Consider the following 14,463-nt stretch of genomic DNA (forward strand, 5'->3'; position numbering starts at 1 on the left):
GGTCTCTCTCTCAATGCGTGTTCGGTGAAAAAGCCACCCATGCCGCGATGAGGCGGGTGAGCGTTGTAATGGCGCAGGCCGCCGCAAAAATAAACGCAAAGGCGGGGAAGGCCATGGGGAAAAGGCAAAAGACCACAAATGCGGCAATTGTTTCGGCCCCTTCGGTCAGGCCGCCCAAATAATAGAACCCTTTTTGCGGGAAGGCTGAAGAGTGCAACCCGCGTTTCGCGGCAATCACCGCATAAGCCATAAATGACACGCCCGTTCCAATGAAACTAGCCAATAAGAGCGCAGCAGGAAGGGCGTTGCGGGTCGGATCGAAGAGCGCAAACCCAATTGGGATGCTAGCGTAAAAGAGAAAATCAAGCGCGATATCCAAAAACGCGCCCCGATCTGTTGGCCCCGCGATCCGCGCCACAGCCCCATCCAGCCCGTCACAAAGGCGGTTGAGCAGGATGAACATAAGACCCAGCCCAAAGTGCCCCATGGCAAGCGCAGGCAGGGCGCACAGCCCCAGAGCAAAGCCAAACAAACTGATCTGATCTGCACTGATACCGGCCTTATACAAAGCTTCGGCAAAGGGTCGGGTCAGGCGGCGTTGCAGGGGCAATAGGCGGGCATCGATCATTTTCCCAACCTCCAGGCGTGAAACCGCTGCAGCAGCGCAAGGGCGCGGGGGTTCACGCGTGCTTTGCGCCAATTCCCCGCGACATATTTATTCGCCTCTGCGAGGGTTGGATAAATGTGAATGGTGCCCAAGATTTTGTTCAGCCCAAGCCCGTGTTTCATGGCCAAGGTGAATTCGGCCAAGAGATTTCCCGCCTCGGCCCCGATGATTGTGGCCCCAAGAATGCGGTCACTGCCCTTTGCGGTCAGCACCTTTACAAACCCCTTTCTGGTGCCATCGGCAATGGCGCGGTCAAGATCATCGAGATCATAGCGCGTGACCTCATAGGCCACTCCCTTGGTTCGGGCCTCACTTTCAGACAGGCCAACGCGGGCGATTTCGGGATCGGTAAAAATTGCAAAAGGAATGGTACGATAATCGGCTTTGCTGCGCTTAATATCCCCGAACAGCGCGTTTACGGCGGCGTAATAGGCCTCGTGGCTTGCCGTATGGGTGAATTGATAAGGGCCTGCGACATCGCCAGCGGCGAGGATGTTGGGGAAAAGGGTTTGCAAATAGTCATTCGTGTCGACCTTGCGATCTGTGACAATCCCCAATTCCTCAAGGCCAAACCCCGTCAGGCGCGGGCTGCGCCCGACTGCCACCAAAAGATCATCGGCAAGGATCACCTCACGGCCCTCTGGCCCTTCGATTTCCACGGCAATCTGATCGCCCGCACGGCTCACGGATTGCGCCGTGGAGCCTGTTTTGACGGCAACCCCATCGCCCTCTATCGCGGCAAGAAGGGCGGCGCTGACCTCCTCATCTTCGCGCGCCAAAAGCCGCAGCGCGCGTTCGATTTGCGTGACCTGAACCCCAAGCCGTGCGAAGCTTTGCGCCAATTCGCAGCCAATCGGCCCACCCCCTAAAACCACCATGGATTGTGGGGCGGTTTCACGGGTTTTCATCTCTGACCACAATGTGTCAGAGGTCAGATAGGGCACATCGGACAGTCCCGTGATGGGGGGGATGGTCGGGGATGCGCCCGTGGCCACGATGATCGCGCGGGTGGATAAGGTCGCAACGCTGCCATCATTTTGCGTGATCTCAACATGCCAAGGGTCACGGATGCGGGCATAGCCTTTGATCACTTCAACCCCCAAACCCTCGTAGCGCTCTGCGCTGTCATGGGGTGCGATGGTTTCGATCACCTCATGAATGCGGGCCATGATGCGCGGGAAATCCACCTTGGGGGGCGCTGCGATTAGGCCGTATTCCTCGGCATGGGCAATGTCATGGGCGCGCTTGGCAGATTTGACCAACGCCTTAGAGGGGACGCAGCCAAAATTGAGGCAATCCCCCCCCATTTCTCCGGCCTCAACCAAGGTGACCTTGGCCTTGACTGCAGCGGCGATATAGGCCGAAACAAGACCAGCTGCGCCTGCGCCAATCACGATCAGATTGCGATCAAAACGGGCAGGGCGCGTATAGGGGCGATATGCGCGATAGCGTTTGATGCGCGCAATCGCAAATTTTGCAATCCATGGAAAAAGGCCAAGCGCTGCAAAAGACCCAATCAGCGCGGGCGACAGGATATCAGCAACGGCTGTGATCGTTGCCAATTGCGTCCCTGCGTTCACATAAACAGCCGTTCCTGCAAGCATCCCCACTTGGCTTACCCCGTAAAAGGTCAAGGCCCTCATCGGCGATAGGCCCATCACCAGATTAACTACGAAAAAGGGCACAATAGGCACAAGGCGCAAGGTAAAGAGGTAAAAGGCCCCATTTTGTGCAAGCCCGCGATTGACCCCCTCAAGCCGCGCGCCAAATCGGGCCATAACCCAATCTCGCGCCAGATAGCGGGCGGTGAGAAAGGCCAAGGTCGCCCCAAGGGATGCGGCAAAGGACACCATTAACAACGCCGACCAAAAACCGAAAGTTGCGCCAGCCCCCAAGGTCATCCAAACCGCCAAGGGCAAAGACAGCGCGGTGACCGCCAAATAGATCAGGAAATAGAGGCCCCACAAAAGCCCTGCATTTTGGTCGCGCCACATTTGCGCGCCATCCACAAAGCCGCGCAGCCCCTCAAGGGATAAATCAAGCGCGGATAGAGCCCAAAACCCCAAGACAATCAGCACCACCAAAAATGCGGCTATAGCGCGTTTTTTCATCGTGGTCCCCTTAGCCTCATTCGACAGCGTTTCACCGCTTTTGACGAAGAATCCTGCGCGCGCCTAGTCTTATTTCTTTCCCTCACACCCATTTGAGAGGGGCGTTACCGCATGACCAAAACGGGGGCCTTGCAGGATTGGATCATTTGCGTGGTGGTTGAGCCGATCATCAATTGGCGCACACGGCTGTGGCCATAGGCCCCCATTACCAAGAGATCATGGGCGGCGCCACTGCTGCTGTCACTGTCACAGAGCCGCGCAAGCAGGTGCTCGGGCTCGCCCGCCTCGATCAGGATGTCAGCGCCCATGCCTGCCGCGGTCAGACGATTTTTTGCCGCCTCAAGCGCCGTGACTTGTTCGGCGCTTGGTGTTCCCGCAAAAACCAAAGTGACGGCGCGCTTTGAAAACGCGGGCAAAGTGGCGACATAATCGACTGCCTTTGTGGCAGAGGCCCCACCATCAAATGCGATCAAAAGTTTTGAAATAGGGGCAAAGCTGCGATTGGCGATGAATACGGGGCGGTGAGCGCTGCGCAATATCCGTTCAAGGTTTGACCCCAGATGCGCCATGGCGTGGCTTGCAGCCTCGCCACGTTTGCCGATCATGATCATTTCAGCCGCTTGTTCTTTGTCAGCCACCGTATCGACAAGATCCCCCTGCCGCAGGCGGGTTTCGACATCGATCCCCTCGGCGCTGATAAGGGCGGCGGCATCCTCTAGCACAGCGCGTCCTTGCTCTTGGGCCAATTTCGCGCGGGCTTCGTCCATTTGTGACAGCTCGGCCAAAAGGCGGCTGCGCGCACCAAGTCGAATTGCGCCGCTATAATCCCCCCGATCATGCCCCGACCGGCGACCCAAGATATGATAAAGCTTGACCTTCCACGCGTTCTGCCCCGCGATCCATGCTGCGTAATGGCACAGGCTTTCGGAATAGGCCGAGGCATCCACAAGCGCCATCAGGTTTGGTTTATCGGTCATCACACAATCCCCTCAATGGCCCGTCAGCGCATCCAAGGCGCCAGGTTTGTCATGAATGGCAAGTTTATCAACGATGGTCTCTGAGGCGTCGTTTAAGCCGATGACCTCAACCTCAGCACCCTCACGGCGGAATTTCAAAATCGCCATATCCAAGGCTGCTACGGATGAAATATCCCAGATATGGGCATGGGTTAGATCAATGGTGACACGATCCAAGGCTTCGCGGAAATCAAAGGCCTTCATAAAATCTTCGGAGGAGGCAAAGAAAAGCTGGCCTTCAATCCGATAGTTGCGATGGCGTCCATCGGCGGTGATGCTCGATGTAACGCGAAAGAGCTGCGAGATTTTCCACGCAAAGAAAATGCCAGACAGAAGCACCCCGACCAAAACGCCAATCGCAAGGTTGTGCGTGTAAATCACAAAGAACACGGTCGCCAACATTACGATAGAGGAGGATTTGGGATGCTCGCGCAAATTGGTGATGGATGACCATGAAAATGTGCCAATCGACACCATGATCATAATCGCGACCAAGGCGGGCATCGGGATAATTGCCACGATGTCACCAAGCGAGACGCAGAGGATCAACAAGAAAATTCCCGCCACAAAGGTCGAAAGCCGTCCACGCCCGCCTGATTTTACATTGATAATCGACTGCCCGATCATCGCGCAGCCCGCCATCCCGCCGATGAACCCCGTGGCTGAATTGGCCAGACCTTGGCCGATGCATTCTTGATTGCGATCTGACGCTGTGTCGGTGAGATCATCCACAATCTGCTGTGTCATCAGGCTTTCCAACAGGCCCACAACCGCAACGGCGAGTGAATACGGGAAAATGATCTGCAATGTTTCAAAAGTCAGCGGGATATCGGGGATCAAAAATACGGGCAGCGTGTCAGGCAATTGCCCCATATCGCCTACAGTGCGCACATCCCACCCCATGAAGACACATAGCGCCGTCAACACGATGATCGTGACAAGGGGCGATGGAACAGCCCGCGTCAGGCGCGGAAATAGATAGATGATCGCAAGCCCCGCCGCGACCAAGGGATAGGTCAAAATCGGCACATTGCGCGGGTCAAGTTCCGGCAATTGCGCCATGAAGATCAAAATGGCCAAGGCGTTCACAAAGCCCGTCATGACGGATTTTGAAACAAAGCGCATCACATAACCTAGCCGCGAAAGACCCGCCATGATTTGCAAAAGGCCTGCCAAAACAGTAGCCGCCAAGAGATATTGCAGCCCGTGATCGCGCACCAAAGTCACCATCAAAACGGCGGTGGCGGCGGTGGCCGCCGAAATCATGCCAGGCCGCCCGCCTGTGATTGCGCAAATGACAGCGATGGAGAAACTGGCGTAAAGGCCTACTTTGGGGTCAACACCCGCAATGATGGAAAAGGCGATTGCCTCAGGGATCAGGGCCAAGGCCACAACCAAACCTGACAAAAGATCGCCACGGATATTGTGCGTCCATTCATGGCGGTAATGCGCGAGAGATATCATCAAATCTAGTCCCTTGCCGGCCTTGGGATACCAAGGCGGGGTCATGTCCGATCAGCGTGATCAAGCGTTGATTTTGGCCGCGAGGGGCCAGTGCGCCCCCTATGCTGTTCGGGCGGGTTTTAGGGGGAAAAGCCGAACTTGCCAAGCCCAGAGGGCAAAGTCGCATTTTGGCTTGAGTTCGTGATGGCCGATGCTAACTCTGCCAGACATGCAGTATCGCCGTGCCATAAATCCTGATCCCACCGCCTTTGCGGATGTATTTTTGAAAGGCTTCACCGCCTCTGAAGGGGAGGAGGAGGGTGAATTTGTATCAGCACTCGCTGCGGACTTGATCAAAACCACCCCAAAATTTGACATTGCAGCCTTTACCGCCCATGAGGGTGATCTGTGCGTGGGCGCGGTGATTTTCACGCGGCTCTATTTTTCGCAGACAAGTGCGATTGTTTCTTGCTCTCGCCAATGGCGGTATTGCCAAACCATCAGGGGCAGGGCGTGGGGCAGGGGTTGATTGCCTACGCCCTGTCACAGTTGGTGGGCGATATCGTGGTGAGATATGGTGACCCTGCGTTTTACGGAAAAACGGGGTTTGCGGCCATTGACCCTGTGGTTTTGCCCGCACCTTACCCGTTAAGCCAACCGCAAGGGTGGATTGCACAATCCTTGACAAAGGCCCCGATTTTACCGCTAGAAGGCCCCGCAACCTGCGCGCCTGCCTTGCAAAATCCCGCATATTGGTAGGCCCGACCACCAACGCGGTAATGATGTGACCCAGACCCTCACCCACAATTCCCGCCTCAGCGTGGCGCCCATGATGGATTGGACGGATCGGCATTGTCGTTATTTCCATCGTCTGATGTCGCGTCACGCTTTGCTTTATACTGAAATGGTGACCTCCGCTGCTTTGGTGAATGGGGAAGCTGCATGGCATTTGACCTATGATGCGGCCGAGCATCCCGTTGCGCTGCAATTGGGGGGCTCTGATCCTGCTGAATTGGCACAGGCGGTGAAAATTGCTGCGCCCTATGGGTATGATGAGATCAATCTCAACGTGGGGTGCCCGTCTGATCGGGTGCAGTCAGGGTGTTTTGGGGCGGTTTTGATGAAGTCCCCACAGCTTGTTGCGGATTGCGTGCGGGCCATGCAGGATGCTGCGACTGTCGAGGTGACTGTGAAATGCCGCATCGGGGTGGATGATCAAAATCCCGCCGAGATTTTGCCCGCATTTTTGAAACAGATGGCAGAGGCAGGTGTCAGTCGTCTGACAATTCACGCACGCAAAGCGTGGCTTGAGGGGCTAAGCCCCAAGGAAAACCGCACCATCCCGCCGCTTGATTACACCTTGGTGCGGCGCATGAAGGAAGAATTTCCGAACCTACATCTATCAATCAATGGCGGTGTTAAGGATCTAGACGCGGTCGCATCCCACCTTAGGGATGGTCTTGATGGCGTGATGGTTGGGCGCGCGGCCTATCATAGCCCCTATGTGATCTTGGGCCACGCGGATGCGGTGATTTTTGATGACCCGCGCACAGTGCTGTCGGCGCATGAGGTGGCCGAGGCGATGATCCCCTATGCCGAGCGCCATATCACCAAAGGCGGGCGGTTGCATCATGTGACGCGTCATATCTTGGGGCTATTTTCGGGGCAGCCTGGCGCGCGCGCATGGCGGCGTATTTTATCGACCGAGGCACAAACAGCCGATGCAAGCCCCAAGGTGATTGCGCGCGCGATGCAGATGATGCGTGAGCCTGCCTAGTTCGGCACCCGTGCCGCGCGACCGCCACGGCGCTTGCTCAAAAGACTTGCGCGGCTTGGCAGGGCTTTCATGATGTCAGCGCGTTCTTCGGGTGACTTGCGGCCCCATGTGCTGATTTCATCAATCGTGCGATAGCACCCTGTGCAAATCCGTTCGGTCGGATGTACAAGGCAGATTTTTATGCAAGGCGAAGCGATTGCTTCGCGCGACCAAACCTCATCCACCATTGCCTGCCCTGCCTCTATTCTGCGCTGCGGATCACCCGCATGCGATCTAGTGATCCTTGCAATATATAGCTTGCAGCGACCGCATCAATCACCTCGGCGCGACGTTTTCGGGACGTATCCGCCTCTAAAAGCGCCCTTTCGGCGGCCACAGTGGATAATCTTTCATCCCAAAACGCGGCGGGCAAATGCGACAGCCCCTCAAATCGGCCGATATTGCGCAAAAAAGCGCGGGTTGATTGGGCGCGGGGGCCTTCGCTGCCATCCATATTGCGGGGCAGGCCAAGGATGAGGCCGCGAATATCCCGTGCCGCCACCAGTTTTGCCAATTCTGCGGCGTCTTGGGTGAATTTCTCGCGCTTGATTGTGATCAGCGGGGTTGCAACGCTTTGGAACAAATCACTGATGGCAATGCCAATGGTTTTGGTGCCAAAATCCAAACCCAAAATCGCGGCAGGCGGCGCGGTGGCCGCTGCAAAGTCGTGAAGGTCGACAAAACCCTCGGTCATTGGGGCAGGCCTGCCTCAGCATTGTCGAGCACTGCCGCAGCGCCGTCTTGGCCCGCAAAATTTGCGCGCGCCTCAGCCAGAATTGCGCGCGCCTCATCAAGGCGGCCCAAAACCCCCAAGGCCGTAATCAGCTGTGCGTATTCTTCAACAGTGCCACCCTCATTGGCCAAACGGGCCGATAAATTGCCAACCATGCCTTCAATCATTGCAGCGCGATCTTCGGCGCTCATTTGACCTGCGGCTTCCATTTGCGCGGCATCGGGGCCGCGAAGGGGGGCGTCTTCACGGCGGGGCTGAGGCAGGTCATCCACATTGATGGGATCACCCGCAAGGAAGGCCACTTCTTCAATCTGCAAGCGGATGGGTTCAAGCCATGGCGCATCAGGCGTGCTTTCGGCCAAAAGAGTGCGCCAGATTGTATAGGCCAGATCAGGGCGGCCCCCTTGGGCATACATGAGGCCCATGTAATAGCGCGCGGTTCCATTGCGCGGCTCTTGCGCGATGGTGTCGGTCAACACGGCCTCAGCCTCGGGCGAAACATACCCGCCCGCCGCCAAAATCATCATTTCGGCCAGATTGGCCCTTGCGGCCACACCCTCGGGGCTTTCTGGGGCAAGCAGGCCGACAAGCTGTTCTTGCGCGGCAACGGCAGCCTCGAAATTGCCAAGGCGCAACTCGTTTTCCGCCAAGAGGCGCCACCCTGTTGGGTCATCGCGCCGCTCGGCCATAATCGCGCGCAGACGTTCAACCAAGGCCTCAAGTTCTGGGTTTTCAGGGATTGCGGGGCGGGCCGACACCGACGCCTCGGCCACCGCCTCGGCCTGTGAGGGGCGGGTGGCGCGATTTTCTTCAATCCGTTCAATGCGGGTTGCGATCGGCATATCTGGATAATTGGGCACCCCCAATTGCGCATAGACCAAAACAGCAAGGGCCAATGTCGCAACCAAACCCACAGGGATCAAAACCTTGCCATTGGCGAGGCCCGTTCCCGCCTCTTTGGCCGCTTGCAGGGCGCGATCTGCCTCAATCAGGCGGCGCGAAACTTCGGCGCGGGCGCGTTCTGCATCTTGCGGCGATAGCACGCCACGCGCTTCATCGCGCTCAAGTTCCTGCAATTGGTCGCGATAGACCTGCACATCATAGGCTTCGGTTGGGGTTGTCGCGGATACGCCGCGCAGAAAAGCACGCAGCAAAATCAAGATAGCTGCCACAGAAATTGCAGCAGTTGCGATCCAGAAAACCATCAAGCCTATTCTCCCGCGAAATGTCGTCTTGGCTCAGATGTAAGCCCTTGGCACGCAGATCAAAAGGATAATCGTGACACAAAGCCGCGACCATCTTGCGCAGGCCCGCAAAGCACGGCAAGAAATGCAGGAATTGCGTTTTGCATCTGGTCGTTTTTGCGCGCAAATATGCCGCCCGCAGTATCCTTTTGCGTCCCGAACAGGGCCAAACAGGGGCAAGTTTTCAGGAGTGTCTTTCGCTATGCGCCACTATTCTGTCTTTGCCATCGTCAAAGAGGCATTGGGATATCACCAAGGTTGGGAACGCGCGTGGCGCAACCCAACACCAAAGGCCCAGTATGACGCGATCATCATTGGCGCTGGCGGCCATGGTTTGGCCACGGCCTATTATTTGGGTAAGAATTTTGGCATCACCAATTTGGCCGTGATTGAAAAGGGCTGGCTTGGCGGCGGGAACACGGGGCGCAACACCACGATCATTCGCTCAAACTATCTCCAAGATCCTTCTGCCGCGATCTATGAGAAATCGCGCAGCCTTTATGAAACCCTGAGCCAAGATTTGAATTATAACATCATGTTCAGCCCGCGTGGCGTGATCATGTTGGCGCAGACCGAGCATGAAAAGCGCGGCTATTTGCGCACGGCGCATGCAAATTCGCTGCAGGGCGTTGAGACACGCTTCATCACCCCGCGCGAGGTCAAAGAACTTTGCCCGATCATCCATCTTGAGGGGCCGCGTTATCCTGTCTTGGGCGGTCTGTGGCAGGCGCGAGGCGGCACGGCGCGCCACGATGCGGTGGCTTGGGGCTATGCGCGGGCCTGTTCGGCGATGGGGATGGACATCATCCAACAATGCGAGGTCACAGCCATCCACCGCGAAAATGGCGCAGTCAGCGCGATTGAAACCACCAAGGGCCGCATTGGCTGCAATAAATTGGGCATCGTGGTGGCGGGCCATTCCAGCCATGTGGCCGATATGGCAGGCTTCCGTCTGCCCATTGAATCGGTTGCGCTGCAGGCGCTGGTGTCTGAACCTATTAAGCCCTGCATGGATGTGGTGGTCATGGCCAATACGGTGCATGGCTATATGAGCCAATCCGACAAAGGTGAAATGGTCATTGGCGGCGGCGCAGATGGTTATAACAACTACACACAGCGCGGCTCTTTCCAGCATATTGAGGAGACGGTGCGCGCCTTGGTCGAGACATTCCCGATGATTTCGCGCCTTAAGATGCTGCGCCAATGGGGCGGGATTGTTGACATGACGGGGGATCGTTCCCCGATTATCTCGAAAACCCCTGTTGAAAATTGCTTTATCAACTGCGGTTGGGGCACAGGCGGCTTTAAGGCTATCCCCGGATCAGGTTGGGCGATGGCGGAACTTATGGCCAAAGGGCATTCACCTTTGGCCGATGAGTTTGGCCTAAACCGCTTCCGCGAGGGCCGCTTCATTGATGAAAGCGTGGCCGCAGGGGTGGCGCATTGATGCCTGCCTTGATGTTTAAGATTTACCAAAGCGAGGTTCAGCTATGCTGCTTTTGACCTGCCCTTATTGCGGTGTCTCCGCCGATGAGACTGAACTTTCCCCTGGTGGTGAGGCGCATCTCAAACGCTTTGGCCCAGGATCTTCGGATGAGGATTTTGAAGGTTATTTGTTCATGCGGCACAATCAAAAAGGCGTGCATTTTGAACGCTGGCGGCACACATATGGCTGTGGCAAATGGTTCTTGGCGGCGCGCTGCACCGCGACCCTAGAGGTGTTTGGAACCTATAGCGCACAAACGCCCGAACCCCCTAAAGAGATTATTGCAAAGATACAGGCAAAACGCCCTGATTGGAGCCTGACATGAGCCATCGTTTGCCTCAAGGCGGCCGTCTGATCGACAAGGCCCGCACAGTTTCTTTTGAATTTAACGGCCAGAAAATGCGTGGGCTTGCGGGCGATACGCTGGCCTCTGCGCTTTTGGCGGAAGATCAGATGCTGGTGGGCCGCTCGTTCAAATATCACCGCCCGCGCGGTATTGTGGCCTCGGGCGCGGAAGAACCAAACGCGCTTGTCGGTTTGGGCCGTGATGCGCGGTTTGAGCCGAACCAACGCGTGACCACCACCGAATTGTTCGAAGGACTTCAGGCGCAAAGCCAAAACCACTGGCCGAGCCTTGAGAACGATATTGGCGTGGTGAACAATTACCTTGCGCGGTTCTTGCCTGCGGGCTTTTATTACAAGACATTCATTCACCCGCGCCCGTTTTGGAAGCATGTGTTTGAACCCATTATCCGTCAATCTGCGGGTTTGGGCAAAGCCCCAAAAGATCGCGATGCAGATCGTTACGAGCATTTCTACGCCCATGTTGATCTGCTGATTATCGGCGGCGGTATTGCAGGGCTTCAGGCTGCGTTGGACGCAGGTAAGCAAGGCAAGCGGGTGCTGTTGGTTGAACAAACCGCCCATTGGGGTGGCCGCGCGCCTGTCGATGGGATCGAATTGGGCGGTAAATCTGCGGATGAATGGATCACCGCAACATTGGTCGCCCTTGGTAAGATGAAGAATGTCACCTTGCGCAGCCGCACTATGGGGGCAGGGGTCTATGATCACGGCTATGCCTTGGCCTATGAGCGCGTGACGGATCACGCGCCGAGCGTTGATGCCCCCCGTCATCGGTTGTGGCGTATTCGCGCCGCACGCATCATCACCGCGACAGGTGCAATCGAACGCCCGCTGTCTTTTGCAGGCAATGATATTCCGGGCGTGATGTTGGCCAGCGCCCTACGCGATTACATCGTCAATTATGGCGTGGCTGCGGGCAAGCGTATCGTGATTGCCACCAATAATGATGATGGCTATCGCAGTGCTTTAATCGCAAAAGAGGCGGGTCTTGAGGTTGCAGCCGTTATCGACCCACGCCCCGATGCGAAAGGCGATTTGATTGAAGCCGCCCGTTGTGCGGGGATTGCGATCAAGCAGGGGATGGCCATTGCAGAGGCGCAGGGGGGCAAGCGTGTCACGGGCGTAAAAATCTGCGCGCAAGACAGCGATGGCAGCACGGGCGAGGTCATCGCCTGTGATGCGGTCGGCATGTCGGGCGGATGGTCGCCTGTGGTGCATCTTTGGTCACATTGCGGTGGCAAGCTGATTTGGGATGAGGCACAGGCCTGTTTCCGCCCCGATCCTACACGCCCGCCGCTCAGCCATGATGGCGAAGGGTTTGTTTTCGTTGCGGGGGCGGCAGACGGGCATTCCACCGCAGCTGCGTCTTTGAAATCCGCGCAGGCGGCTGTTGCGGCCGCCACGGGCCAAGCGGTTAAATCGCGCCTGCCCAAAGTGGTGGAGCCTGAATTGGGGGCCTTGGCCCCGATTTGGATCATGCCCGCCCGCGCACCCATTCAGAAACGCACGAAAATGTGGTTGGATTTCCAAAACGATGTGAAAGTGTCTGACGTTCAGTTGGCCGCGCGCGAGGGTTATGAAAGCGTTGAGCATACCAAACGCTACACCACATTGGGCATGGCAACCGATCAAGGAAAGCTTAGCAATATCAATGGTCTTGCGGTGCTTGCTGATGCGCTTCAGGCGCAAATCCCTGCTGTGGGAACCACCACATTCCGCCCACCCTATACGCCCATTTCCATGGGGGCCATCGCAGGCGAGGCGCGTGGTGCGGTGTTCCAACCGCTGCGCCGCACGCCGATCTTTGACTGGCACGTTGAACATGGCGCCGATTTTGAGCCTGTGGGTCAGTGGCGGCGCCCCTATTGCTATCCACGGGCGGGCGAAGATCGCCACGCAGCCGTGACCCGCGAGATCAATGCCACCCGCGGCTCGCTTGGTCTGCTTGATGCATCGACCTTGGGCAAGATCATCGTCAAAGGGCCTGATGCGGGGCGGTTCATGGATATGCTCTACACCAATATGATGAGCACCCTGAAACCGGGCCGCTGCCGTTATGGTCTTATGTGCAATGAGAACGGCTTTTTGATGGATGATGGCGTTGTGGCTCGTCTCGATGAAGAGACGTTCCTCGTGCATACCACCACAGGCGGGGCTGATCACATCCACGCGCACATGGAAGATTGGCTGCAATGCGAATGGTGGGACTTTAAGGTATACACGGCCAATGTGTCCGAAAGATGGGCACAGGTGGCCGTGGTTGGCCCAAATGCGCGCAAGCTGTTGGAAAAGCTCGGCTCTGATACTGATTTGTCTGCAGAAGCACTGCCCTTTATGGCGTGGACAGATGCGAAAATCGGCGGGTTTGAGGCGCGGGTGTTCCGTATTTCCTTCTCGGGTGAGCTGTCCTTTGAAATCGCTGTTCCTGCAAGTCAGGGATTGGATTTCTGGAAAAGCCTGATTGAGGCGGGCGCAGAATGGAACATTACCCCCTATGGCACCGAAGGGCTGCATGTCATGCGGGCTGAAAAGGGCTTTATCATGATCGGGGATGAAACTGATGGCACGGTCATCCCACAGGATTTGGGCCTCGATTGGGCGATTTCCAAAAAGAAAGAGGATTATTTGGGCAAACGCGCACAGGCGCGGAGTTTCATGGATAATCCTGATCGGTGGAAATTGGTCGGTCTTGAGACGCTGGATGGTGGGGTTCTGCCAGATGGTGCCTATGTGATCCGCGCAGGCAAAAACGCCAATGGCCAGAACAATGTCCAAGGGCGGGTGACATCGACCTATTATTCACCAACCCTGAAACGCGGGATCGCGATGGCGCTGATCCATAATGGCCCTGATCGCATGGGCGAGGTGGTGAATCTCACCGATGGTAAGGGTGGTCAGATCAAGGCACGGATTTGTTCGACCATCTTCTTTGATCCCGAGGGGGAGAAGCAAAATGTCTGATCTCAGCACCCTAACACCTTATGTCAGCGTCAACGAACTGCCGCTGCAAGGGATGATCACCTTGCGCGCAGATCTGTCCCAGAAAACAGTGGCGACAGTGGTCAAGGCCATCACGGGCCTTGCCATGCCCGCCCCGCGCGCAATCCTTGAGAAGGGCGCCTATGGGGTCGCATGGATGTCACATGACGAGGTGATGATCCTCTGCCCCTATGCGGAATGCGCTGCCCATGTCGCCAGTTTGGACAAGAAATTGGCCAAGCTGCATCATTTGGCGCTCGATATGTCCGATGCGCGCGCGGTGTTTGAGATCACCGCACCCACAGCGGGCGCATTGCGCGATTGTTTGGCCAAACTGATGCCCGCGGATTTTCATCCCGACAGTTTTGGGGTTGGTGAATTGCGCCGCAGTCGCGTGGCACAGGCGGCAGCCGCAGTTTGGTTGACCGATCCAAAGACAGCGCGGCTTTTTGCGTTTCGTTCGGTCAAACAATATGTCCATGACCTGTTACGTGTCTCTGGCGCAAAAGGTGGCGAGGTGGGGTATTTCTGATCTGCCCCCCTTGACCTTTGGGGGCTATGCCCCCCATCTGTGGTCTAGAAATTGAAACCGCGAGACGAGGGGA

Annotated in this window: 13 protein-coding genes; 6 read left to right on the forward strand and 7 right to left on the reverse strand. The window is 56.7% G+C overall.

The genetic code is table 11. The annotated features are described in order from the left end of the window. Window positions 1-10 precede the first annotated feature (10 nt). The 4 genes from AAC621_RS00440 to AAC621_RS00455 form a co-directional block, all read right to left on the reverse strand. Complete coding sequence (locus AAC621_RS00440) at window positions 11-628, reverse strand: CDP-alcohol phosphatidyltransferase family protein (protein WP_340251103.1); 618 nt, start codon at window positions 626-628, stop codon at window positions 11-13. Next, window positions 625-2,778 (reverse strand): FAD-dependent oxidoreductase, encoded by a 2,154-nt coding sequence (locus AAC621_RS00445; RefSeq protein ID WP_340251105.1) that lies wholly within the window; start codon window positions 2,776-2,778, stop codon window positions 625-627. The genes AAC621_RS00440 and AAC621_RS00445 overlap by 4 nt, the downstream gene beginning before the upstream one ends. Before the next feature lie 104 nt (window positions 2,779-2,882). Continuing rightward, window positions 2,883-3,755 carry a universal stress protein gene (locus tag AAC621_RS00450; protein WP_340251107.1) on the reverse strand — a complete coding sequence of 291 codons (873 nt, stop codon included), beginning with the start codon at window positions 3,753-3,755 and terminating at the stop codon, window positions 2,883-2,885. A gap of 12 nt (window positions 3,756-3,767) precedes the next feature. Then, entirely contained in the window at window positions 3,768-5,258 is a 1,491-nt protein-coding gene (locus AAC621_RS00455) for a SulP family inorganic anion transporter (RefSeq protein ID WP_340251109.1), read from the reverse strand. A gap of 459 nt (window positions 5,259-5,717) precedes the next feature. Between AAC621_RS00455 and AAC621_RS00460 the strand changes: the two genes are divergently transcribed. Together AAC621_RS00460 and dusA are read left to right on the forward strand one after the other, a co-directional pair. After that, complete coding sequence (locus AAC621_RS00460; protein ID WP_340251111.1) at window positions 5,718-5,996, forward strand: hypothetical protein; 279 nt, start codon at window positions 5,718-5,720, stop codon at window positions 5,994-5,996. Window positions 5,997-6,021: 25 nt separating this feature from the next. Then, window positions 6,022-7,014 (forward strand): tRNA dihydrouridine(20/20a) synthase DusA, encoded by a 993-nt coding sequence (gene dusA / locus AAC621_RS00465; protein WP_340251113.1) that lies wholly within the window; start codon window positions 6,022-6,024, stop codon window positions 7,012-7,014. Here the strand turns inward: dusA and AAC621_RS00470 are convergent. From AAC621_RS00470 to ccmI, 3 genes are read right to left on the reverse strand one after another with little or no spacing between them, the layout of a single operon-like run. Continuing rightward, the gene (locus tag AAC621_RS00470) at window positions 7,011-7,241 is read right to left on the reverse strand and encodes a DUF1289 domain-containing protein (protein WP_340251115.1); all 231 of its coding nucleotides are present in this window, start codon (window positions 7,239-7,241) and stop codon (window positions 7,011-7,013) included. The two genes, dusA and AAC621_RS00470, sit on opposite strands and share 4 nt — an antisense overlap. 14 nt (window positions 7,242-7,255) lie before the next feature. After that, window positions 7,256-7,747 (reverse strand): Holliday junction resolvase RuvX, encoded by a 492-nt coding sequence (gene ruvX / locus AAC621_RS00475; protein WP_340242668.1) that lies wholly within the window; start codon window positions 7,745-7,747, stop codon window positions 7,256-7,258. Beyond that, window positions 7,744-8,991 (reverse strand): c-type cytochrome biogenesis protein CcmI, encoded by a 1,248-nt coding sequence (gene ccmI, locus AAC621_RS00480; RefSeq protein WP_340251117.1) that lies wholly within the window; start codon window positions 8,989-8,991, stop codon window positions 7,744-7,746. Before ccmI ends, ruvX begins: the two co-directional genes overlap by 4 nt. A gap of 241 nt (window positions 8,992-9,232) precedes the next feature. On the opposite strand from ccmI, the gene AAC621_RS00485 reads away from it, so the two are divergent. The 4 genes from AAC621_RS00485 to AAC621_RS00500 are packed head-to-tail and all read left to right on the forward strand — an operon-like array spanning window position 9,233 to window position 14,390. Continuing rightward, a complete protein-coding gene (locus tag AAC621_RS00485) occupies window positions 9,233-10,477 on the forward strand; it encodes a sarcosine oxidase subunit beta family protein (RefSeq protein ID WP_340251119.1) in 1,245 nt (414 codons plus the stop codon). Between the two features lie 43 nt (window positions 10,478-10,520). Beyond that, on the forward strand, window positions 10,521-10,841 hold the full coding sequence (locus AAC621_RS00490; protein WP_317654691.1) for a sarcosine oxidase subunit delta: 321 nt from the start codon (window positions 10,521-10,523) through the stop codon (window positions 10,839-10,841). Next, entirely contained in the window at window positions 10,838-13,840 is a 3,003-nt protein-coding gene (locus AAC621_RS00495) for a sarcosine oxidase subunit alpha family protein (protein ID WP_340251121.1), read from the forward strand. The genes AAC621_RS00490 and AAC621_RS00495 overlap by 4 nt, the downstream gene beginning before the upstream one ends. After that, window positions 13,833-14,390 (forward strand): sarcosine oxidase subunit gamma, encoded by a 558-nt coding sequence (locus AAC621_RS00500; RefSeq protein ID WP_340251123.1) that lies wholly within the window; start codon window positions 13,833-13,835, stop codon window positions 14,388-14,390. The genes AAC621_RS00495 and AAC621_RS00500 overlap by 8 nt, the downstream gene beginning before the upstream one ends. Window positions 14,391-14,463 lie beyond the last annotated feature (73 nt).

The sequence above is a fragment of the Roseobacter sp. HKCC-CH-9208 genome (assembly GCF_037805125.1).
GTDB lineage: Bacteria > Pseudomonadota > Alphaproteobacteria > Rhodobacterales > Rhodobacteraceae > M30B80.

Coding starts and splice junctions, on each gene's coding strand:
- AAC621_RS00440 (WP_340251103.1), bottom strand. CDS start 628: ATGATCGATGCCCGCCTATTGCCCCTGCAACGCCGCCTGACCCGACCC.
- AAC621_RS00445 (WP_340251105.1), bottom strand. CDS start 2,778: ATGAAAAAACGCGCTATAGCCGCATTTTTGGTGGTGCTGATTGTCTTG.
- AAC621_RS00450 (WP_340251107.1), bottom strand. CDS start 3,755: ATGACCGATAAACCAAACCTGATGGCGCTTGTGGATGCCTCGGCCTAT.
- AAC621_RS00455 (WP_340251109.1), bottom strand. CDS start 5,258: ATGATATCTCTCGCGCATTACCGCCATGAATGGACGCACAATATCCGT.
- AAC621_RS00460 (WP_340251111.1), top strand. CDS start 5,718: ATGGCGGTATTGCCAAACCATCAGGGGCAGGGCGTGGGGCAGGGGTTG.
- AAC621_RS00470 (WP_340251115.1), bottom strand. CDS start 7,241: ATGGTGGATGAGGTTTGGTCGCGCGAAGCAATCGCTTCGCCTTGCATA.
- ruvX (WP_340242668.1), bottom strand. CDS start 7,747: ATGACCGAGGGTTTTGTCGACCTTCACGACTTTGCAGCGGCCACCGCG.
- ccmI (WP_340251117.1), bottom strand. CDS start 8,991: ATGGTTTTCTGGATCGCAACTGCTGCAATTTCTGTGGCAGCTATCTTG.
- AAC621_RS00485 (WP_340251119.1), top strand. CDS start 9,233: ATGCGCCACTATTCTGTCTTTGCCATCGTCAAAGAGGCATTGGGATAT.
- AAC621_RS00490 (WP_317654691.1), top strand. CDS start 10,521: ATGCTGCTTTTGACCTGCCCTTATTGCGGTGTCTCCGCCGATGAGACT.
- AAC621_RS00495 (WP_340251121.1), top strand. CDS start 10,838: ATGAGCCATCGTTTGCCTCAAGGCGGCCGTCTGATCGACAAGGCCCGC.
- AAC621_RS00500 (WP_340251123.1), top strand. CDS start 13,833: ATGTCTGATCTCAGCACCCTAACACCTTATGTCAGCGTCAACGAACTG.